General features: G+C 67.3%; 18 protein-coding genes. 12 read left to right on the top strand and 6 right to left on the bottom strand.

Translation table 11 applies throughout. The annotated features are described in order from the left end of the window. Nucleotides 1-21: 21 nt before the first annotated feature. Both ald and MNQ99_RS12830 read right to left on the bottom strand, forming a co-directional pair. On the bottom strand, nt 22-1107 hold the full coding sequence (gene ald, locus MNQ99_RS12835; RefSeq protein WP_241913200.1) for an alanine dehydrogenase: 1086 nt from the start codon (nt 1105-1107) through the stop codon (nt 22-24). Nucleotides 1108-1220: 113 nt separating this feature from the next. Continuing rightward, nucleotides 1221-1697, bottom strand: coding sequence for an Lrp/AsnC family transcriptional regulator (locus MNQ99_RS12830; protein ID WP_241913199.1), 477 nt, complete (start codon nt 1695-1697; stop codon nt 1221-1223). A 191-nt stretch (nt 1698-1888) separates the two neighbouring features. Here MNQ99_RS12830 and pdhA point away from each other — a divergent pair, with 191 nt between their 5' ends. From pdhA to mgtA, 4 genes are all read left to right on the top strand, one after another. After that, on the top strand, nt 1889-3010 hold the full coding sequence (pdhA, locus tag MNQ99_RS12825; RefSeq protein ID WP_338423094.1) for a pyruvate dehydrogenase (acetyl-transferring) E1 component subunit alpha: 1122 nt from the start codon (nt 1889-1891) through the stop codon (nt 3008-3010). Then, nucleotides 3010-4017 (top strand): alpha-ketoacid dehydrogenase subunit beta, encoded by a 1008-nt coding sequence (locus tag MNQ99_RS12820; protein ID WP_127511764.1) that lies wholly within the window; start codon nt 3010-3012, stop codon nt 4015-4017. Before pdhA ends, MNQ99_RS12820 begins: the two co-directional genes overlap by 1 nt. 4 nt (nt 4018-4021) lie before the next feature. After that, nucleotides 4022-5437, top strand: coding sequence for a dihydrolipoamide acetyltransferase family protein (locus MNQ99_RS12815; RefSeq protein ID WP_241913197.1), 1416 nt, complete (start codon nt 4022-4024; stop codon nt 5435-5437). Nucleotides 5438-5557: 120 nt separating this feature from the next. After that, nucleotides 5558-8218 carry a magnesium-translocating P-type ATPase gene (gene mgtA / locus MNQ99_RS12810; protein ID WP_241913196.1) on the top strand — a complete coding sequence of 887 codons (2661 nt, stop codon included), beginning with the start codon at nt 5558-5560 and terminating at the stop codon, nt 8216-8218. Nucleotides 8219-8250: 32 nt separating this feature from the next. Here mgtA and MNQ99_RS12805 read toward each other — a convergent pair whose 3' ends face one another. After that, nucleotides 8251-8718 (bottom strand): GNAT family N-acetyltransferase, encoded by a 468-nt coding sequence (locus MNQ99_RS12805; RefSeq protein WP_241913195.1) that lies wholly within the window; start codon nt 8716-8718, stop codon nt 8251-8253. 35 nt (nt 8719-8753) lie between these two features. Then, a complete protein-coding gene (locus tag MNQ99_RS12800; protein ID WP_241913194.1) occupies nt 8754-9374 on the bottom strand; it encodes an SACE_7040 family transcriptional regulator in 621 nt (206 codons plus the stop codon). 165 nt (nt 9375-9539) lie between these two features. Here MNQ99_RS12800 and MNQ99_RS12795 point away from each other — a divergent pair, with 165 nt between their 5' ends. The 7 genes from MNQ99_RS12795 (at nt 9540) to MNQ99_RS12765 (ending at nt 17336) form a co-directional block, all read left to right on the top strand. Continuing rightward, the gene (locus tag MNQ99_RS12795; RefSeq protein WP_241913193.1) at nt 9540-11144 is read left to right on the top strand and encodes a carboxyl transferase domain-containing protein; all 1605 of its coding nucleotides are present in this window, start codon (nt 9540-9542) and stop codon (nt 11142-11144) included. Further along, nucleotides 11141-13210: an acetyl/propionyl/methylcrotonyl-CoA carboxylase subunit alpha gene (locus tag MNQ99_RS12790; protein WP_241913192.1), complete on the top strand. Its 2070-nt coding sequence runs from the start codon at nt 11141-11143 to the stop codon at nt 13208-13210. Before MNQ99_RS12795 ends, MNQ99_RS12790 begins: the two co-directional genes overlap by 4 nt. A gap of 2 nt (nt 13211-13212) precedes the next feature. Next, complete coding sequence (locus MNQ99_RS12785) at nt 13213-14376, top strand: acyl-CoA dehydrogenase family protein (protein ID WP_241913191.1); 1164 nt, start codon at nt 13213-13215, stop codon at nt 14374-14376. Nucleotides 14377-14487: 111 nt separating this feature from the next. Continuing rightward, nucleotides 14488-15267 carry a CoA transferase subunit A gene (locus tag MNQ99_RS12780; RefSeq protein ID WP_127511756.1) on the top strand — a complete coding sequence of 260 codons (780 nt, stop codon included), beginning with the start codon at nt 14488-14490 and terminating at the stop codon, nt 15265-15267. Between the two features lie 10 nt (nt 15268-15277). Next, a complete protein-coding gene (locus tag MNQ99_RS12775) occupies nt 15278-15931 on the top strand; it encodes a CoA transferase subunit B (RefSeq protein WP_241913190.1) in 654 nt (217 codons plus the stop codon). Continuing rightward, nucleotides 15928-16521 carry a MaoC family dehydratase gene (locus MNQ99_RS12770; protein WP_127511754.1) on the top strand — a complete coding sequence of 198 codons (594 nt, stop codon included), beginning with the start codon at nt 15928-15930 and terminating at the stop codon, nt 16519-16521. The genes MNQ99_RS12775 and MNQ99_RS12770 overlap by 4 nt, the downstream gene beginning before the upstream one ends. A gap of 11 nt (nt 16522-16532) precedes the next feature. Continuing rightward, the gene (locus tag MNQ99_RS12765; protein ID WP_241915366.1) at nt 16533-17336 is read left to right on the top strand and encodes an HpcH/HpaI aldolase/citrate lyase family protein; all 804 of its coding nucleotides are present in this window, start codon (nt 16533-16535) and stop codon (nt 17334-17336) included. On the opposite strand, the gene MNQ99_RS12760 is transcribed toward MNQ99_RS12765, so the two are convergent. Further along, nucleotides 17333-18049 (bottom strand): response regulator, encoded by a 717-nt coding sequence (locus tag MNQ99_RS12760; protein ID WP_241913189.1) that lies wholly within the window; start codon nt 18047-18049, stop codon nt 17333-17335. The two genes, MNQ99_RS12765 and MNQ99_RS12760, sit on opposite strands and share 4 nt — an antisense overlap. Then, nucleotides 18046-19641, bottom strand: a complete 1596-nt coding sequence (locus tag MNQ99_RS12755; RefSeq protein ID WP_241913188.1) for an ATP-binding protein — start codon at nt 19639-19641, stop codon at nt 18046-18048. The genes MNQ99_RS12760 and MNQ99_RS12755 overlap by 4 nt, the downstream gene beginning before the upstream one ends. A 168-nt stretch (nt 19642-19809) precedes the next feature. Between MNQ99_RS12755 and MNQ99_RS12750 the strand changes: the two genes are divergently transcribed. Further along, nucleotides 19810-20823, top strand: coding sequence for a Bug family tripartite tricarboxylate transporter substrate binding protein (locus MNQ99_RS12750; protein ID WP_127511751.1), 1014 nt, complete (start codon nt 19810-19812; stop codon nt 20821-20823). Nucleotide 20824: the final 1 nt, after the last annotated feature.

The following is a 20824-nucleotide window of genomic DNA, read 5'->3' as shown; positions in this document are numbered from 1 at the left end:
CCCGCGTGGCTTTGCCCCGGATCAGCCCGAGTGCGCCAGCCGCACCGGTTCGGAAACGATCTTGCCGTCCCGGGTGCTGAGCCCGGGCAGCAGCTCCGGCCGCCGCGTGGCCGCGGCATCGAACCCTTCGTCAGCGATCAGTTTTGCGTAGGGGAGCGTGGCGTTGGTCAAGGCATACGTGGAGGTGCGCGGCACGGCCCCGGGCATATTGGCCACGCAGTAAAAGACCGTGTCGTGGACTTTGTACGTAGGATCGGCGTGCGTGGTCGGCCGGGAGTCTTCGAAGCAGCCGCCCTGATCGATCGAAACGTCCACCAGTACCGCTCCCGACCGCATCTGGCTGACCATCTCGTTGGTCACCAGCTTCGGGGCCTTGGCGCCGGGAATCAGCACCGCGCCGATCACCAGGTCAGCGGCCAAGACGGCTTCCCGCAGCTCCAACGCGTTGCTGGCCAGCGTCACCACCCGGCCCTGGTACTGGTCGTCGATCTGCTGCAGCCTGCGGACGTTGGTGTCCAAGACGGTGACGTTGGCGCGCATGCCCACGGCCATGGACACCGCATTGGCTCCCGCCACGCCGGCGCCGATCACCACGACGTCGGCATGCTGCGTGCCGGGGACGCCGCCCATCAGCACGCCGCGGCCACCCAGAGGCTGCATCAGCGAGTACGCACCCACCTGGGCGGCGAGCCTGCCGGCGACTTCGGACATTGGGGCCAGCAGCGGCAGCGACCGGTCAGGCAGCTGGACGGTTTCGTAAGCTATCGCGGTGGTGCCGCGGGAGCACAGCTCTTCGGTGAGTGCGGGGTCGGCTGCAAGATGCAGATAGGTGAACAGCGTCAGGTCGCTGCGGAGCCGGTGGTACTCCTCCGCCACCGGCTCTTTCACCTTCAGCACCAGCTCCGCCTCCTCCCAGACGGCGTCGGCCGAATCGATGATGCTGGCACCGGCCGCGGCGTAGTCCTCGTCCGTAATGGAGGATCCCCGGCCCGCCCCTGCCTCCACCAACACTTGGTGGCCGGCGGAGCTCAGCTCATTGACCCCAGGCGGCGTGATAGCCACCCGGAATTCATTGTTCTTGACCTCGCTTGGCACTCCAATGCGCATGGACGCCGTCCCTTCTGGTCGGGCCGCCGGCGGGTGCGGTGGGCTAAACGACACCGGGCCGGCGGAACAGGGCTTGCTCGATGGACCGAGCTTACAGCCAGCCGCGCTGACAGTTAGCCGGCCGGACGGGCTCCGCGGGAGAGCAGCGGCTCGATCCGGAACGGGATCAGCTCGTGCATGGCCAGCGATGTGTCGGTCCGCTCGACGCCGTCGATGGCCAGGATGGTGCCGTTGATCCGGAACAGGTCCTCGGCGCCCTCCGAGACCACGCGGGCCAGGATGTCCGCCTGCCCGGTGACCCCGAAGGCTTCCAGCACCTCCGGAATGCGGGCCAGTTCGTCGGTGATCTGCTGCAGTTTCGGCTGGTGCACGTGAATGTGGATGAAGGCCGCCAGCGGATAGCCCAGCGCGGCCGGATTGATCCGCCGCTCGAAGGAAAGGAACACCTGCTCCTGCTCCAGGCGGGACATGCGCGCCTGCACCGTGTTGCGGGAGAGGCCGAGCTTCTGCGCCAGGGCCACAACGGTCCGCCGGGGATCCTGCGCCAGGGCTCCGAGCAGCCGCAGATCGGTGCCGTCCAGATTCCGCATAATGCGCAGGCTAGCACTTCCTTTCCTGGCCGGATAGGGCACAATGCTCAATCCTGCTACTGATCATTGCGCTACTTGCGGGACGTGAGTAGTGTCACAAACACCCGCGGGCAAAGGTGCCGGCGGGGCTGTCCGGTGCCGGGGATCCACAAGATCCTCCCGGCCCTGAAGACGCAAAGGGAGTGTCGCAAGTGTCCTTACCAGGCACGGACCCGACCGGTCCGCTCAATGATGAAAGCTATATCCAACTGCTCGCCCCGGACGGTACGCGGACAGCCAGCGAGGAGTTCGACCCTTGGCTGGAGGATATCGACGGCGACCGGCTCGCCGCCCTCTACCAGGACATGGTGGTGGTCCGCCGACTGGACCAGGAAGCCACCGCCCTGCAGCGCCAGGGAGAGCTGGCCCTGTGGCCGCCCCTGCTGGGACAGGAAGCGGCCCAGATCGGTTCCGGCCGAGCCCTGCGCAGGGACGACTTCGTCTTCTCCAGCTACCGCGAGAACGGCGTTGCCTACTGCCGCGGCGTGGACCTGACGGACATGATCCGGGTGTGGCGCGGCAACCGGCCTTCCGGCTGGGATCCGTATGAGATCAACATGGCCACCCCGCAGGTGATCATCGGGGCGCAGACCCTCCACGCCACCGGATACGCCATGGCAGCCAAATTCGACGGCGACGACGTTGTGGCCGTTGCGTATTTCGGCGACGGCGCCACCAGCCAAGGGGACGTGAACGAGGCCATGGTCTTCGCGGCGAGCTTCCAGGCCCCGGTCATCTTCTTCTGCCAGAACAACCAGTGGGCGATCTCCGAACCGGTAGGTCTGCAGGCCCAGGGCAAACTGTCCGACCGCGCCCCGGGATTCGGCATTCCCAGTTACCGGGTGGACGGCAATGACGTCCTCGCCTGTCTGGCCGTGACCCGCAAGGCGCTCGACCATGCCCGCACCGGCGGCGGTCCATCCTTCATCGAGGCCGTCACCTACCGGATGGGACCGCATACGACGGCGGATGATCCCACCCGCTACCGCGACGCCAACGAGCTCGAGGACTGGAAGCGCCGCGATCCGATCGACCGGCTGGCCGCCCTGCTGAGCGCCGAAGGGTTGCTCGACGAAGCGCTGCGGCAGCGGGTCCGGAAGGCCGCGGACGAAGCCGCCGCCGAGATGCGCGCCGGCTGTATCAACATGGCCGAACCTGCCGACCTTGAACTCTTCGACAACGTCTACACCGCGCCGCATCCGGTGCTGGCGCGCCAGCGCCAGCACTATGAGCGCTATCTTGAATCATTTGAAGCTGCCGAAGGGGGCCACTGATGACCATCATGACGTTCGGGCGGGCCATCAACACCGGGCTGCGCAAGGCCATGGAGAACGACCCAAAGGTGGTGATCATCGGCGAGGATATTGGCGCCCTGGGCGGGGTCTTCCGGATCACCGATGAACTGCAGAAGGACTTCGGGGCGCACCGGGTGATCGACGCTCCGCTGGCCGAATCAGCAATCCTGGGCACCGCCGTCGGAATGGCCTACCGCGGCTACCGGCCGGTCTGCGAAATCCAGTTCGACGGGTTCATCTACCCGGCGTTCGACCAGATCGTCAGCCAGGTGGCCAAACTGCACTACCGCACCCGCGGCCGGGTCAGGATGCCGCTCACCATCCGGGTGCCCTTCGGCGGCGGGATCGGCGCGGCCGAGCACCACTCCGAATCGCCGGAAGCGTATTTCACCCATACCTCCGGGCTGCGGGTGGTGGCGGTGTCGAATCCGCAGGACGCCTGCACCATGATCCAGCAGGCCATTGCCTGCGATGATCCGGTGCTCTACTTCGAGCCGAAACGGCGGTACCACACCAAGGGCGAGGTGGACGAGGATGCGCTGGAGGACGCACTGCCGATGGACAGCGCACGGGTGGAAGTCCCCGGAACCGACGTGACGCTGGTGGCCTACGGCGCGCTGGTCCAGACCGCCCGCGAGGCGGCACAGGCAGCCGAAGACGACGGCATATCGGTGGAAGTCATCGACCTGCGCTCGCTGTCGCCGCTGGACTTTCCCACGGTGGAGGCCTCCGTGCGCAAAACGGGCCGTCTGGTGGTGACGCACGAGGCGGCACGGACCGGTGGGCTCGGCGCGGAGATCGCGGCCAGCCTGACCGAACGCTGCTTCTACTATCTGGAACACGCCCCCGTGCGGGTCACCGGCATGGACATCCCCTATCCGCCAGCCAAGATGGAGCGGCACCATCAGCCTGACCTGGACCGCATTCTTGACGGGGTGGACCGGGTGCTCGGCCGGCCCAACTCACTGACCGGACTGGAGGACTGAACCCGTGGGGATCAAGGTATTCAAACTGCCGGATCTGGGCGAAGGGCTCACCGAATCGGAGATCGTCAGCTGGCATGTGGCCGAAGGCGATGCGGTACAGCTGAACCAGATCCTGGGCGAGGTCGAAACAGCCAAGGCCGTGGTGGAGCTGCCCTCGCCGTTCACCGGCGTGGTCCGTACGCTGCATGAAGGTCCCGGGACCACCGTCAGCGTGGGCGAACCGATCGTTTCCATCGAAGTGGAAGAGCCAGGGCAGGAGGACGGCGGCAAGGCCTCGGGGGAGCCGGCGTCGCAGCGCCAACCGAACTTAGTGGGCTACGGCGCTGCCGCCGAGAGGAACGGTCGACCGGCCCGACGGCCGCGCCGCACCGCTGCGGCAGCGGGCGCCACAGCGGTCCCGACTGCTGTCGCAGAGACCGTGCCGCAGCGTGCCAGGGCCGCTGAGCACAACGGAATTGCGGGGACGCCAGTGCCCGGCCAAACCCAGGACGTACCCCAGCTGATGCCGGCCGCCCCGGTTGCGGAGCGGCCTCGCTCCACGCCACCGGTGCGGAAGCTGGCCAAGGATCTCGGCGTCGACCTGGCGCAGGTCGTTGGAACGGGCGACCGGGGGCTGATTACCCGCGGGGATGTGCAGAATTTCCACGACGCCGGTTCGGCTGCCCCGGTGGAGGCCCCGGCCCCTGGGACAGGCGGCGGCTGGCTGGCCGGCGCGGCCGAGGCGGAGACACGCATTCCGGTCAAGGGGGTGCGCAAGCTGACGGCCGCGGCCATGGTGGCCAGCGCGTTCACCGCACCCCATGCGTCGTCGTTCCTGACTATCGACGCTACGGCCAGCATGGAACTGATCCGGCGGCTCAAAGAGCACAAAGCGTTCGCCGGGCTGAAGCTCACACCGCTGACCATCACGGCCAAGGCGGTGTGCCTGGCGTTGGGGCGCCACCCGGAACTGAATGCCCGCTGGGACGAGTCAGCCGGCGAGATCGTGCAGCAGAACTACGTAAACCTGGGCATTGCAGCGGCCACCCCGCGCGGGCTGACAGTCCCGAACATCAAGGGCGCGCACCGGCTGGATCTGCGCCGGCTGGCCGAGGCCCTGGGGGAATTGGCCGAAACCGCCCGGGCCGGCAAGACCGCTCCGTCCGACCTGCGCGGCGGGACCATCTCGATCACCAACATCGGTGTTTTTGGCATCGATGCCGGTACTCCCATTCTTAATCCGGGGGAGTCGGCCATCCTCGCCGTCGGCGCAGTGCGCCGGCAACCCTGGGAGTACCGCGGCGATGTGGCGCTGCGCGAGGTGGTGACGTTGAGCCTGTCCTTCGACCACCGGGTGGTGGACGGTGCACAAGCTGGCCGTTTCCTGGCCGACGTCGGCACCATCCTCTCGGAACCGGCCATGGTGTTGGCGATGGTGTGATCCGGGTGGGGCGCTGGTCCTGCGGCCGCCTGCCGTCCGTACCGCCATGTTCCTGCATTCGCGTCGTATTCTTGTCCGGTAGCTCGATCATTCGTTACTCGCCGTCCGAACGGATCTGGCATGGCCCACGTCAATGTCGGGGAGCGGAGCCTCCTGCAGCTGACCATCGCTGACGCCGCGGGCCTCGGCACCGAGCAGGTCCTCAAGCAACTGGCCTCCAGCGCGGCAGGACTGTCGGACACAGCCTCCGCCGCGCGACTGGCCGAGCTTGGGCCAAATGCCGTCCTGACCCACCGGGCGAACGGCTGGCTGGTGTTGGGTCGGCAGTTTGCCAGCCCCATTCTGATTCTCCTTCTCATCACCGCGGCTGTGTCGCTATTCCTTGGCGATGCCGCGAATTCGATCGTGATCGGCGTGATCTTACTGGTCAGCGTGGGTCTGGGGTTCACCAACGAGTACCGGGCCGAACGCGCCTCGGAGGCCTTGCACAGTCGCGTCGCACACCGGACGGTGGTTCTCCGCGACGGGGCTGCCCAGGAAGTGGCCGTCACCGCCCTGGTACCCGGAGACGTCGTGCATCTGAACCTTGGCGCCATCGTCCCGTCCGACATCCGGCTGCTCAGCACCAACGATCTCCTCTGCGACGAAAGCATCTTGACCGGGGAGCCCCTGCCGGCCGCCAAGGACCCACAGCCGGTGGTGGCGGGTGCTGCCCTGGGGGACCTTACCTCGTGTGCATTCATGGGCACGGTCGTGCACTCCGGCGGCGGCACCGGTGTGGTGGTGGCCACCGGAATCAGCACAGAATTTGGCCGGATTACTCAGGGACTCGGCCAGCGCCAGCCTCAAACCGAATTCCAGCTCGGGCTCAAGCGGTTTTCGTTCCTACTGCTGCAGGTGGCGGTCGTGCTCACCACTTTGATTTTCATCGCCAATCTGGTGTTGCAGCGCCCGCTCATCGAATCTCTTTTGTTCTCCTTGGCGATCGCGGTAGGCATCACGCCGCAACTGCTCCCGGCCATCGTCGGCACCAGCCTGGCCACGGGCACCCGGCAGTTGGCACGGCGGAAGGTGCTGGTCAAACGGCTGGTCTGCATCGAGGACCTTGGGGACATGGACATCTTGGTCACCGACAAGACCGGCACCCTGACGGAGGGGCGGATCAGCTTCACCGGCGCCCTTCCCACAGCCTCAAACATGTCCGGCGACGGCTTGCTCACCCTAGGGCTGCTGGCCACCGAAGCCGATTACGCTGAGGCGAAACGCTCCTCCGCCGGACAAAACCCGTTGGACGCGGCCCTCTGGGACAGTCCCGGAGCCTCCAGCTTTGATCCGGGCCGCTTCGAGCGCCTGGATCTGGTCGGCTTTGACCACCAGCGCCGGCGCACCACCGTCCTGGTCCGCGAGTTGGGCGGACCAACGCTGCTGATAACCAAGGGTGCGCCGGAGGACGTCCTAGCTTTCTGCGGTCTGATCCCGCCAGCAGTCCAAGCCACTCTCGATGCACAGTTTGAGGCCGGTTCGCGCGTCGTCGCAGTTGCCACACGTCGAGCCGAGGGGCTGGCAATCGTCAGCCCGGAGGTGGGGCGTGGCCTCACTTTGGCCGGCTTCCTCATCTTCCTTGACCGGCCCAAGGACAACGTCGGGGCATCCCTGGACCAGCTGGCAGCGCTGGGGATATCGGTAAAGATCGCCACGGGGGATAACGCCAAAGTCGCGGAGCGAGTGTGCGCGGACCTTGGCATGGCGTCCGGTGGGACGCTCACGGGCGTGACCATGGAAGAGCTTTCCGACGCCGAACTTGTCTCCGCTGCGCGGCAGACCACCATCTTTGCCCGCGTCTCACCGGAGCAGAAGGCACGCCTCATCACGCTGCTACGCCAAAGCGGCGGGTCCGTGGGCTTCTTGGGAGACGGAGTCAATGATGCGCTGGCTCTGCACAAAGCGGACATCGGTATCTCGGTAGACAGCGCCACGGACGTCGCCAAGGACGCGGCCGACGTCATCTTGCTGGATAAGGACCTCGGCGTCTTGGCTGACGGCGTCAAAGAGGGCCGGCGGATCTTCGCGAACACCATTAAGTACGTGTTGATGGGAACGTCCAGCAACTTTGGCAACATGTTCAGCGCTGCCACCGCGTCGGTAGTGTTGAGCTTCCTGCCCATGTTGCCGGGCCAGATTCTGCTCAACAACCTGCTCTACGACGCCGGCCAGCTGGCCATCCCGGGGGACCGCGTGGACAAGGAGCAACTCCGCGCCCCCGCACATTGGGACATTGGGTTCATCCGCCGGTTCATGTTCCTCTTCGGGCCGATCAGCTCACTCTTCGACTTCGCCACCTTCGCCCTCATGCTGATCGCATTCGATGCCGCACCGGGGGAGTTCCGGGCAGGCTGGTTTATCGAATCGATCGCCACCCAGACGCTGATCATTTTCGCCATCCGGACCCGGCGTGTCCCTTTCCTGCGCAGCCGCCCCTCGGCAGGCCTGATTGGCGCGTCCTTGGGTGTGGTGGCCCTAGGCATCTTCCTGCCGTTCTCCCCGATGGCCGGAGTGCTGGGCTTTGATCCGATTCCCGCGCCGTTCTTTCTGGTCCTGCTGGGCATGGTGGTGGTGTACCTGGTCCTGGTGGAGTTCGCCAAGCAGTGGTTCTTCTCCCGCGCCGCGCAGCAATTGCCGGAGGGGCTACCCATTCGCCGCCGTCACGCAACCCACCACATCGTCAGGCGGGCCTCACGCTTCAGCGCTCCGGTTGCAGTCCAGCGGGCCCCCCACGGATGAGGCAGGGCGGCCAAGACCGGCGTAGAGCCCTCTCAGGCCAGTTCGAGGATCTCCTCGGTGACCACGGCGCCACGGGCGTTGGCGAAGCCTTGGGCCTCGCCGACGGTCCGGAAGCCCAGCTTGTGCAGGACCTTGACCGAACCCAGGTTGTCCTTGACCACCCGGGCGCGGATGGGGCGGGCGGTGAATTCCTTCAGGAACGCCTCGACGGCCGTGGTGGTGACGCCTTTGCCCCACTGCGACTTGGCCGTCCAGTAACTGAGCTCCGGGTATCCCTCGTTCGGATAGGCCAGCACGCTTCCCACCACTTCGCCGTCGACGGTGACGGTGCGAACGGTGATGGTCTCGTCATCGAGCAGGCTTTGCCAGTGCAGGTTGAAGACGCCACGGTCGGAGGGATTCTTGGCGGCGAATGCGGCCATATGGTTGGCGTCGGGATCCTGCTGGTACTCGAAGAACTCGTCGAGGTCGGCAGGTTCTACAGGACGAAGCTCAATCACAGTAGACCTTTCGGCTAGTTGGTATCTGATACACCCTACTCGGCTTTCAACGCCGCCCATGCCATTTGTTCCAGCAGATTGCGGCGCCAGGCTTCCCGCAGCGGCCGGCTCCGGTGGGTCGAATGCGGGGTCGAGTTGATCAGGCCGAAAGCGGCGTGGGCGCGCACCCGCAACTGTGCCGCGTCGGCCTCGGGCAGCAGCCGCGCCAGCACGGAAACCCACACTTCCACGTAGGTGCGCTGCAGGGTCCGGACGATGGCCGAATCGTCGGCGGGCAGGCTGTCCAGGTCCCGGTCGTGGACGCGGATGACGTCGGGATTTTTCAAGGCAAAGTCCACGTGGAAGGCGACCAGCCCGCGGAGCGCTTCCTCGGCGTTGTTCCGGCTGGCCGCCACTTCCTGACCGCCGTCCAGCAGGTCCTGGCTGACGCCCGTGAGCAGGGCGGCCAGAACGGCATGTTTGCTGTTGAAGTGCCGGTACACGGCAGGGCCGCTGACCCCTACAGCCGAGCCCAGGTCCTCGATCGAGACGCCGTTGAAGCCGCGCTCGGCGAAAAGGCGGGCGGCCGCATCCAGCAGCGCGGCCCGGCGGGTGGCCTTGGCCCGGCTGCGTCCGGTCTGCCGAATCTCTGCGTCGGCATGCGGTGCGCTCGGCATGGATCGGCTCCCTCGGGCAAATGCTGCTGGACAAGACGGTGGGCGGCTACTAGCCTGATTTCAGTTAGTACAGACTAACCAAAATGCGTCTTGCAGGCCAGTTGTTTCTGCCGCGATCGCCGGCAGGCTGCGGGATGCGCAACGGCTTCGGCCAGGAAGGTGTCGATGGAGACACTGGCTTCCCGGGTGGACACTACCAGTGAAAGCTTCCGGACCAACGATGTTGCGCAGCGCAAGCTGGCGGCAGAACTTCATGACCGCTTGGCGGCGGCGGCGCTGGGCGGGCCGGAGAGCGCGCGCGCCCGCCACGTTGGCCGCGGCAAGCTGTTGCCACGGGAGCGGGTGGACACCCTGCTGGATGACGGCAGCCCGTTCCTGGAGATCGCCCCGCTGGCCGCGGAAGGGATGTACGACGGCGATTCGCCCGGCGCCGGGATGATCGCCGGCATCGGCCTGGTCCACGGTCGTCACGTGCTGGTGGTCTGCAACGATGCGACCGTCAAGGGCGGCACGTACTATCCCATAACGGTCAAGAAACATCTGCGTGCCCAGGAAGTGGCGCTGGAGAACAGCCTGCCCTGCATCTACCTGGTGGACTCCGGCGGCGCCTTCCTTCCCAAGCAGGACGACGTCTTCCCGGACCGAGAGCACTTCGGCCGGATTTTCTACAACCAGGCGCGGATGTCGGCGGCAAAGATCCCGCAGATTGCCGCGGTGCTTGGTTCCTGCACCGCCGGTGGCGCGTACGTCCCGGCGATGAGCGACGAGACGGTGATTGTCCGCAATCAGGGAACCATCTTCCTGGGCGGCCCGCCGCTGGTGAAAGCGGCGATCGGCGAAGTGGTCACCGCCGAAGAGCTGGGCGGCGGCGAACTGCATGCCCGGACCTCCGGCGTGACGGACCACCTGGCGGAGAACGACCAACATGCGTTGGAGATCGTGCGCGACATTGTCTCCACGCTCCCGTGCACGGCGCCGGCGTGGGAAACGGCGCCTGTCGAAGCGCCGGAAGCCGACGCGCAGGAGATCTACGGCGCTGTGCCGGTGGACGTTAATGCCAGCTACGACGTCCGGGAAGTCATCGCCCGGCTGGTGGACGGCAGCCGCTTCCATGAGTTCAAGCGGGAGTACGGCAGCACCCTGGTCACGGGCTTCGCCAGGCTCCACGGACACCGGGTGGGAATCGTGGCAAACAACGGCGTGCTCTTTTCCGAATCCGCGCTCAAGGGCGCGCATTTCATTGAACTATGCGACCAGCGCGGCATCCCGCTGGTATTCCTGCAGAACCTCTCCGGCTTCATGGTGGGCCGCGACTACGAGGCCGGTGGCATCGCCAAGCACGGCGCCAAGATGGTCACCGCCGTCGCCACGGCGCGCGTGCCGAAGCTGACCGTGGTGATCGGCGGGTCGTTCGGCGCCGGGAACTATTCCATGTGCGGACGCGCCTACTCGCCGCGATTCCTCTGGATGTGGCCGGCCGCGCGGATCTCGGTGATGGGCGGCAACCAGGCCTCCTCGGTCCTGGCCACCGTCAAGCGCGACCAGATGGAGGTCCGCGGGGAGCAATGGAGCGCCGAGGCCGAGGAAGAGTTCAAGGCCCCCATCCGGGAACAGTACGAGGCCCAGGGGAACCCGTACTATTCCACCGCCCGGCTCTGGGACGACGGCATCATCGACCCGGCGCAGACCCGCACGGTGCTCGGCCTCGCCCTCGATGTCTGCGCCAACAGCCCGCTGCCGGAATCCGCTTTCGGTCTGTTCAGGATGTGAGAAAAGTGTTCGAGACCGTCCTGGTGGCCAATCGCGGCGAAATTGCCTGCCGAGTCATCCGTACGCTGCGCAGCATGGGCATCCGGTCGGCAGCAGTGTATTCAGATGCCGACGCCGGAGCCCGCCACGTGCGCGAGGCCGACCTCGCGGTGCGGATCGGGCCGGCGCCCGCTGCTGAAAGCTATCTGCGCATCGACGCAGTGATCGAAGCGTGCAAGGCCACCGGTGCCGAGGCGGTTCACCCCGGCTATGGCTTCCTCAGCGAAAATGTGAACTTTGCCCAGGCGCTGGAGGCGGCGGGCATTGTCTTCATCGGGCCCAACGTGGGGGCCATCGGGATCATGGGGGACAAGATCCGCTCCAAGAACCATGTGGCCTCGCACGGGGTTCCGGTGGTCCCCGGGATCGATGAACCCGGGCTCGACGACGACCGTCTGGTCCTGGCCGCCGAAAAAGTCGGTTATCCGCTGCTGATCAAGCCGTCGGCCGGCGGCGGCGGCAAGGGGATGGTGGCAGTGCAGCGGCCCGAGGAACTGTCCGCCGCCCTTGCCGCCGCCCGGCGCGTGGCCGCCTCCGCCTTCGGCGACGACACGTTGTTCCTCGAGCGGCTGATCGCCCGGCCCCGGCACATCGAGGTCCAGGTGCTCTGTGACCAGTACGGCAACGCCATCCACCTGGGCGAGCGCGAGTGCTCGTTGCAGCGCCGGCACCAAAAAGTCATCGAGGAGGCGCCGTCGTCGTTGTTGGACGAAGCCACCCGCGCCAGGATCGGCGAGGCGGCCTGCGAGGCCGCCCGTTCGGTGGACTACACCGGGGCCGGCACTGTGGAGTTCCTGGTCTCCGACGACACACCCGACGAGTTCTTTTTCATGGAGATGAACACCCGGCTTCAGGTGGAACACCCGGTCACCGAACTGGTGACCGGACTGGACTTGGTCGAATGGCAGGTGCGGATCGCGGCCGGCGAGGCGCTCCCGATGGCGCAGTCCGACGTCGTGCTCACGGGACACGCGGTGGAAGCCCGCGTCTATGCCGAAGACCCCGCGCAGCAGTTCCTGCCGTCGGCCGGTACGGTGCTGGAACTGGCCGAAGCGGCCGGCGAGGGAGTCCGGGTGGACAGTTCGCTGCTGCCCGGCCTGACGATCCCCTCCGACTACGACCCGTTGCTGTCCAAGGTGATCGCGTGGGGCGCGGACCGGCAGCAGGCCCTCGCGCGGCTGGACGGCGCGCTGGCCGAGACCAGCGTGCTGGGCATCCACACGAACATCGAACACCTTCGCAGCCTGCTGGCCGACGACGACGTGCACGCCGGCCGGCTGGACACCACGCTGATCGACCGGAAGATCGTGCACCAACAGTTCCGGCGCCCCCACGACGCGGAACTGGCCGTGGCCGCCGTGGACTGGTTGTTCCGGGAACGGGAGACGCGGGGCGAGACCGGGGCGGCCGGACGGGCCGGTTCCGCCTGGCGGAGTGACGGCTGGCGGTTGAGCGGACCGCGCCCGCGTACCGTCAGCTTCGATCTGGGCGGCGGCGAGCACCGCGAGGTGTCCGTGGCCTGGGCCGGAGACACGGCAGCGGGACGGCCCGGCGGTGCCGTTGTCAGCACAAGTGGCGGCAGCTACGCCGTCGTGCCGGACCGCGACGGGCAGGCCGTGGAAGTGGACGGGGTCCGCCGGCCGCTGCGTCACGCCTTCGGCGAGGACGGCACCATCTGGCTGGGCGATGCAGGCTGGTCGGCCCGGTTGGTGGCCCGCAGCCGGGAGAGCCGGCTCGCGGACACGCTGGCGGGGATCCAGCAGGCCGAGGGGCAGGTTTCGCCCGACGTGCGCTCGCCGATGCCCGGCACGGTGACCTCCGTGGCTGTGGCCAACGGCGAGCAGGTGTCGGCCGGGCAGCCGCTGCTCACGGTGGAAGCGATGAAGATGGAACACCAGCTGAGCGCCGGGATCGCCGGCGAAGTCAGCATCAACCTTAAACCCGGCGATCTGGTCAAAGCCGACCAGGTTGTCGCCGTCGTGCGGGCAGCAGATCCTGCCCCGGGACCCGAGCAGAAAGGGGCATGACCATGCCTGATTTTTCCCTGAGCGAGGACCACCAGGACCTGGTGGAGACGGTCCGCGACTTTGCCCGCGAGGTGGTGGCCCCGGTCTCCGCCAAGCACGACGAGGAGCACAGCTTCCCGTACAAAGTGGTGGAACAGATGGGCGAGATGGGCCTGTTTGGACTCCCGTTCCCGGAGGAGTACGGCGGAATGGGCGGCGACTATTTCGCGCTCGCCCTGGCGCTGGAACAACTCGGCGCGGTGGACCAATCGGTGGCGATCACCCTGGAGGCAGGGGTCTCGCTGGGCGCGATGCCGATCTACCGGTTCGGCACCGAGGAACAGAAACAGCAATGGCTGCCGATGCTGGCCAGCGGCGAAGCGCTCGCCGGCTTCGGGCTGACCGAACCCGAAGCCGGCTCGGACGCCGGCGGCACGAAGACGCGGGCCGAGCTGGTGAACGGGCAATGGGTGGTCAACGGGCACAAGGAGTTCATCACCAACTCCGGTACCGAGATCTCCAAGCTGGTCACCGTCACCGCCGTCACGGGCACCTCCGAGCGCGCAGACGGCTCTGTCAAGAAGGAAATCTCCACCATCCTGGTCCCCACCGACACCCCGGGTTTCACCGCCGAGAAGGCCTACAACAAGGTGGGCTGGAACGCCTCCGACACGCACCCGCTCACGCTGGACAACGTCCGCGTCCCGGAGGAGAACCTGCTGGGAGCGCGCGGCCGCGGCTATGCCAACTTCCTCCAGATCCTCGACGAGGGCCGGATCGCCATCGCGGCGCTGGCCACCGGGGCGGCGCAGGGCTGCGTGGATGAGGCGGTGCGCTACGCCAAGGAGCGCCAGGCGTTCGGCACCAACATCGGCGCCTTCCAAGCCATCCAGTTCAAGATCGCCCGGATGCAGGCCCGTGCGCACACCGCCCGCTTGGCCTACTACGACGCGGCCGCCCGGATGCTGGCCGGCCAGCACTTCAAAACGCAGTCCGCGATTGCCAAGATGGTGGCAGGCGAGGCCGCCATGGACAATGCCCGCGATGCCACCCAGATTTTCGGCGGCTTCGGTTTCATCAACGAGTTCCGGGTGGCGCGCCACTACCGCGATTCGAAGATCCTGGAGGTCGGGGAAGGGACCACCGAAGTGCAGCTCATGCTGATCGCCCGCGAGCTGGGCCTGTAACCGCCGGTCCCGCGTGGAGATCAGGGGGCAGTCAACCCCCGGTGATCGACCAAGGGCCGCCAGGCCCGCGTGGAGATCAGGGGCCGTTTGCACAAGACCGAGGAGGACTCAGTGATCAACAAGGTAGTAGCAACCGCCGCGGAGGCGGTGGCGGACATCCCCGACGGCGCCTCGCTGGCGGTGGGCGGCTTCGGCCTGTGCGGCATTCCGGTGGCGCTCATCCAGGCGCTGCATGACGCGGGCACCACGGACCTGGAGACCATCAGCAACAACTGCGGCGTGGACGACTGGGGCCTCGGCGTGCTGCTGGCGGATGGCCGGATCCGGCGCACCATCAGCTCCTACGTGGGCGAGAACAAGGAATTCGCCCGGCAGTTCCTGGCCGGCGAGCTGGAAGTGGAGCTGACGCCGCAAGGCACGCTGGCGGAGAAGCTGCGTGCCGGCGGCGCCGGCATCCCTGCTTTTTACACCGCGGCCGGCGTCGGCACGCAGATCAGCGAGGGCGGCCTGCCGCGCAAGTACGACGCCGATGGCTCGGTGGCCATGGCATCGGAACCGAAGGAGGTGCGCAGCTTCGGCGGCGCCGACTACGTGCTGGAGGAATCGCTGCGGCCGGATTTCGGGCTGGTGCACGCGGCCAAGGGCGACCGGCTGGGGAACCTGGTCTTCCACGTCACGGCGATGAACTTCAATCCGCTGTGCGCGATGGCCGGCAAGATCACCATTGCCGAGGTGGAGGAGCTGGTGGAACCGGGCGAACTGGATCCGCAGCAGATCCACACTCCGGGCATCTTCGTCCAGCGCGTGGTGCTGGCGCCGGACGTGGAGAAGCGAATCGAAAAACGCACGGTCCAGCTGGCCGGCCGGGGCGCCGGCGCAACCGGGAAGTAGGAGGAGCACCATGGCACTAACGCGCAACGAGCTGGCCGCACGCGTGGCCCAGGAGCTGGAAAACGGGCAGTACGTCAACCTGGGCATCGGGATGCCCACGCTGATTCCGAACTACATTCCCGACGGTGTGGAAGTCATCCTGCATTCGGAAAACGGCATTCTGGGCGTCGGCCCCTATCCGACCGAAGACAAAATCGATCCGGACCTGATCAATGCGGGCAAAGAAACCGTGACGCTCAACCGCGGGGCGGCGATCTTCGACTCGGCCGCATCCTTCGGCATGGTCCGCGGCGGGCACGTGGATGTGGCCGTCCTCGGCGCCATGCAGGTGGCGCAGAACGGGGACCTGGCCAACTGGATGATCCCGGGCAAGATGGTCAAGGGCATGGGCGGAGCCATGGACCTGGTCTTCGGTGCCAAACAGCTGATCGTCATGATGGAGCACGTGGATAAGAGCGGGAACCCCAAAATCCTCACCGAATGCACGCTGCCGCTCACCGGCAAAGCCTGCGTGGACAAGATCATCACCGACCTTGCCGTCATCGACGTCACCGAGCAGGGCCTAGTGCTCCGCGAGACGGCCCCGGGCGTGGAAGTCCAGGATGTCGTCGCCGCCACCGGCGCCGAACTCCGGCTCGACCAGTTCCAGGCGGGTACCCGGTGAATACCGACGCCGGGGCAGCGGCTACCCCCTCCGAAGCAGCCGGTGCGCAGAAGGTGATCATTCAGCGCGGGCTGTACTTCGAGGAGATCGAGGCGGATGTCATCTACGCCCACCGCCCGGGACGGACCGTCACGGAGGCGGACAACGTATTTTTCACCACCGCCACCATGAACAACCAGGCCCTGCACCTGGACGCGGCCTGGGCAGCCGAACAGCCGTTCGGGCAGCGGCTGATGAACTCCATGTTCACCCTCGCCACGGTGGTGGGCCAGTCGGTCGGCCAGTTGACCCAGGCCACCATCGTGGCGCAGTTGGGCCTCACGGACGTGACCTTTCCGCACCCGCTCTACCATGGGGACACGCTGTATACGGAGACGGTGGTCACCGACAAGCGGCTCTCCAAGTCCCGGCCCGGGACCGGCGTGGTGACCATGCACCACACCGGCCGGAACCAGCACGGCGATGTGGTGGCGACGGTGACGCGCAGCTGCCTGATGTGGACCGAGGACGGTCACGCCGCCGCCATTGCGGGCTCGGAAACCAGCGACGCCGAACTGTGGGACGGCCGGCCCGAAGGCGGGCACCGGTGACCGAGTTCGAGATGGGGCCGGCCATCCTGTTCTGTCCGGCGGACCGGCCGGACCGCTACGGAAAGGCTGCCGAGCGCGCCGACGCGGTGATCCTTGACCTGGAGGATGCGGTGGCCCCGGCGGATCGTGCCGCGGCCCGGGACGCCATCCTCGGCCACCCGCTGGATCCGGCACGCACGATGGTCCGGGTCAACGCGGTCGGCACCGACGACCACGCCCTGGACCTGGCGGCCGTCGGCCGGTCCGGCTACCGGACCATCATGCTGGCGAAGGCGGAGGACCCATCGGCGGTGCAGGGACTGGGGGAGTATGCGGTGGTGGCGCTCTGCGAGACTGCCCTCGGTGTGCTGCATGCCGCCGAACTGGCCGGCTGCGCGAATGTCACGGCGCTGATGTGGGGCGCCGAGGACCTGGTCGCCTCGCTGGGCGGCAGCTCCAGCCGGCTCGCGTCCGGGACCTACCGGGACGTCGCCCGGCAGGCGCGCTCGCAGGTTCTCCTGGCGGCCGGCGCCCACCGCAAGGCGGCGATCGACTCGGTCTACATCGACATACCGGACCTGGACGGGCTGGCGGCGGAAGCGGAGGACGCGGCCGCGTCCGGCTTTGCGGCCAAGGCCATCATCCACCCGAGCCAGTCCGACGTCGTCAGGGGCGCCTACCGGCCGGGCCAGGCCGAGGCGGACTACGCGGCCGCCCTGCTGGCAGCCGCAGCCAACGAACCCGGCGCCTTCCGGTTCCGCGGCAAGATGATCGACGGGCCGCTGCTCAAGCACGCGGAGCTGACCCTGCGGCGGGCCAGGCAGATGAGTTCCTAGCCGCCGGTCAGGAGGTAGAACTTCTCCGGCCGGCCGGCGGCGCCGTACCGCGGCGTGATCCGGGCCTCGCCGCGCGACACCAGGTACTCCAGATAGCGCCGCGCGCTCACGCGTGCCAGCCCCAGCCGTCCGGCGACTTCGGAGGCCGACGATGCGGCGCCGGTAGCGTTCAGGTCGGCGATGACAGCCTCCAAGGTGGGCTGGGACAGGCCCTTGGGCAGCGCGACCGACACCCGGGAAGCCGGGATCGTGGCCAGCGGGGCCCCGGCGGGTGCCAGCAGCCGGTCGATGCCGTCCTGGTCCAGCACGGCCGCTTGGCCGCTGCCGCTGATGTGCCGCCGGCGCTCCACATAGGCGTCCAGCCGGTCCATCAACACCCGGGCCGTGAACGGCTTGACCAGATAGTGGAGCACGCCGCCGGCCATGGCCGCCCGCACGGTGTCCAGTTCCCGTGCGGCGGTGATCGCGATGACGTCGACCGGTTCGCCCGGCAGGTTCCGGACGGCCCTCAGGACCTCGATGCCGCTCAGATCCGGCAAATGGATGTCCAGCAGCACCAGCTCGGGGCGAAGGTCCGCAATCATGGCCAGCGCGTCGGCCCCGGTGTAGGCCTTGCCCGCCGAGTCGAAGGCGCCGTGGGCCAGCAGGAAGCCGGTGTGCACGCCGGCGACTTCCTTGTCATCGTCGACGACGACGGTGCGGATCTGGCTCATGGGACCGGGATTCCTTGCGGGCGGGCGTTCGACGGGGTCGGCGAGAAGCTTACCGTGAACTCGGCGCCGCCGGAGGCCGACGGCGCAACCCGGGCCGTGCCGCCGCGCCGGGCTGCCACCCGGCTGACCAGCGCGAGGCCGAATCCGCGGCTGCCCGGCAGCGCAGCTTCCTTGCTTGAGACGCCCGGTTGGAAGATGCGCCCACGGTCCTCGGCCGGGACGCCGGGACCGTCGTCGGCGACCGTGATGGTGCAACCGTCGGCGCCCTCCGTGATGGACACGGTGATGGTGCCCAGCGGCCCCACGGCCTCCATGGCGTTGTCCACCAGGTTGCCCAGCACCGTGACCGGATCCGTGGTGCCGTCCGGCGCCAGCACGGAGGCCGGATCAATGAGCAACTGGATGCCTTTTTCGTCGCAAATGGTTGTCTTGGCCATCAGCAGGCTGGCTGCATCCGGATCGGTGATCCCCGGAGCCAGTTCGCCTGCCACCACCGAACCGCCGTGCCCGGAACGGGAGATGAAATCCACCGCCTGCTGCGTGCGGCCAAGTTCCAGCAGTCCGGAGACCACGTGCATTTTGTTGGAGAATTCGTGCGCCTGCGCGCGCAGCGCCTGGGTCACGTCCCGCGCGCCGTCGAGATCCTGCAGCAGTTGGTGCAGCTCGGTGCGGTCGCGCAGGATGATCACGCTGCCCACCCGGCGTGAGTCCACGGTGGCAGCGTTGGAGCGGGCCAGCAGCACGCGTTCGCCGGCGAGCACCGTTTCGTCGGCCCCGCCGTTGGCGGCCAGCATCGACGCCAGCCCCGGTTCCAGGATCGTCGTGGCCGGGCGGCCCAGCGCGGCGTCGGAGACATCCAGCAGGCGTTTCGCCTCGTCATTGAGCAGCGCGATGCGCCCGCGGTCGTCGACGGCCACCACGCCTTCGCCGATGCCGTGCAGCATGGCGTCGCGGGTTTCGAGCAGCGCGGCGATCTCTTCCGGCTCAAGCTGGTAGATCCGCCGCCAGACCAAGCGGGAGATATAGATGGCGCCGGCCGAGCCAACCAGGGCGGCCGCGATGAGCCACGCCAGCAGGACCGGCAGGTCGTCGTTCAGGTCCTCGCGCAGCGTCGACTCCAACGTTCCCACCGAGGCGGTGCCAATCACTTCGGCACCCGACCGGTCATAGATCGGTACCTTCACCCGCCACGATTCGCCCAGGGTGCCGGTCTGCCTGCCAATGAACGTCTCGCCAGACAGCGGGATCGACGGATCGGTGGAAACCATCTGCCCGATCAACGCCTGGTTCGGATGCGAGTAGCGGATGCCGCGGTGGTCGGTGACCACCACATACGTCACCCCGGTCGATTGCGCGATCAACTCGGCGATCGGCTGGATTCTCTGGCTGGGGTTGGCGTCGTCGAAGGCCTCCACGATAGACGGCAATTGCGCCACCGAGCGGGCCACGCCGACCATGCGCCCCTCGTAGGCATCGCGGATCTGTTGTTCCTGCATGGAAATGGCGACCGAACCTGCCACCAGCACGACGACGAGCAAGATGAACAACTGGAGCACGAACAGCTGGGAGCGCAGGGACAGGGATCGGAACACCCCGCCATCTTCGCATGCTGTTAGCTGCGCCACAGGGGTGTGTGCCGGTGACCACAATGACCAATACGGCCACAATGACCGCATTCTTCCGCCGGGTCTGGCCGCTCCCTACGCTGGGGCGACGGCGTGGTGATGCCCATCACGCCGGTTGGAGGAGGAAGAACCTACATGAAGCTCGACCGTACGATGAGACGGCGTTCGGCCCTGGTGGCCGCCGCGGCAGCATCCGCCCTGGTGTTGGCAGCCTGCGGCTCCACCGGCTCCACCGGCGCCGGCAACGGCTCGGCAGAAGCCGGCATCGACAAGCTCAACATCATTGTCCCGGCGGATCCGGGCGGCGGCTGGGACCAGACCGGCCGTTCCATGCAGAAGGACCTGCAGGAGAACGACCTGGTCTCCAGCGCCTCGGTAGTCAACATCGGCGGGGCCGGCGGCACCAATGGTCTGGCGAAGCTGGCCACGGAACAGGACCCGAACACCCTGATGGTGATGGGGTACGTGATGGTGGGCGCCGTGGAGACCAACAAGTCCGCAAACCGGATCGAAGACACCACACCGATCGCCCGGCTCACCGAAGAGCCGCTCGTCGTCGTGGTGCCTGCCGATTCGCCCTACCAGACCATCGATGACCTGATCGCCGACGTCAAGGCCAAGGGCAAGGGCGTCTCCATCACCGGCGGCTCCGCCGGCGGAGCCGACCACATCCTGGCCGGCATGATGCTCAAGGAAGCCGGCATCGGTGCCGACAGCCTGAACTACATCCCCTACTCCGGCGGCGGCGAATCCCTGGCAGCGCTGCTGGGCAACAAGGTCTCCGCCGGCATTTCCGGTGTGGGCGAATACGCCGAGCAGGTCAAGGCCGGCAAGCTGCGCGCCCTGGCCGTCTCCGGTCCGGACGCCGCCCCGCAGCTGCCCGAGGTCAAGCCGTTGAAGGAGCAGGGCGTCGATCTGGTGCTGACCAACTGGCGTGGCGTCGTGGCACCCGGGTCCATCGACGAGGCACAGGCAGAGAAGCTCACCGCGCTGGTGACCGAGCTGCACGGCACCGACGCCTGGCAGAAGACCCTGACCACGAACAACTGGGCAGACGCCTTCCTGGCCGGCGAGGAGTTCAACAGCTTCCTGACCGAGGACATCGAGACGGTCACCGCAACGCTGACGGATATCGGTCTGCTGAAGTAAC

This window comes from Arthrobacter sulfonylureivorans (assembly GCF_022637435.1).
GTDB lineage: Bacteria > Actinomycetota > Actinomycetes > Actinomycetales > Micrococcaceae > Crystallibacter > Crystallibacter sulfonylureivorans.
The sequence above is the reverse complement of the archived record's forward strand: the minus strand, read 5'-3'. Positions and strand labels throughout refer to the sequence as shown.

Excerpts from the sequence above, each read along its gene's own strand:
- ald (WP_241913200.1), bottom strand. The coding sequence starts at position 1,107 with ATGCGCATTGGAGTGCCAAGCGAGGTCAAGAACAATGAATTCCGGGTG.
- MNQ99_RS12750 (WP_127511751.1), top strand. The coding sequence starts at position 19,810 with ATGAAGCTCGACCGTACGATGAGACGGCGTTCGGCCCTGGTGGCCGCC.
- MNQ99_RS12800 (WP_241913194.1), bottom strand. The coding sequence starts at position 9,374 with ATGCCGAGCGCACCGCATGCCGACGCAGAGATTCGGCAGACCGGACGC.
- MNQ99_RS12785 (WP_241913191.1), top strand. The coding sequence starts at position 13,213 with ATGCCTGATTTTTCCCTGAGCGAGGACCACCAGGACCTGGTGGAGACG.
- MNQ99_RS12765 (WP_241915366.1), top strand. The coding sequence starts at position 16,533 with ATGGGGCCGGCCATCCTGTTCTGTCCGGCGGACCGGCCGGACCGCTAC.
- MNQ99_RS12760 (WP_241913189.1), bottom strand. The coding sequence starts at position 18,049 with ATGAGCCAGATCCGCACCGTCGTCGTCGACGATGACAAGGAAGTCGCC.
- MNQ99_RS12775 (WP_241913190.1), top strand. The coding sequence starts at position 15,278 with ATGGCACTAACGCGCAACGAGCTGGCCGCACGCGTGGCCCAGGAGCTG.
- MNQ99_RS12820 (WP_127511764.1), top strand. The coding sequence starts at position 3,010 with ATGACCATCATGACGTTCGGGCGGGCCATCAACACCGGGCTGCGCAAG.
- MNQ99_RS12830 (WP_241913199.1), bottom strand. The coding sequence starts at position 1,697 with ATGCGGAATCTGGACGGCACCGATCTGCGGCTGCTCGGAGCCCTGGCG.
- mgtA (WP_241913196.1), top strand. The coding sequence starts at position 5,558 with ATGGCCCACGTCAATGTCGGGGAGCGGAGCCTCCTGCAGCTGACCATC.
- MNQ99_RS12795 (WP_241913193.1), top strand. The coding sequence starts at position 9,540 with ATGGAGACACTGGCTTCCCGGGTGGACACTACCAGTGAAAGCTTCCGG.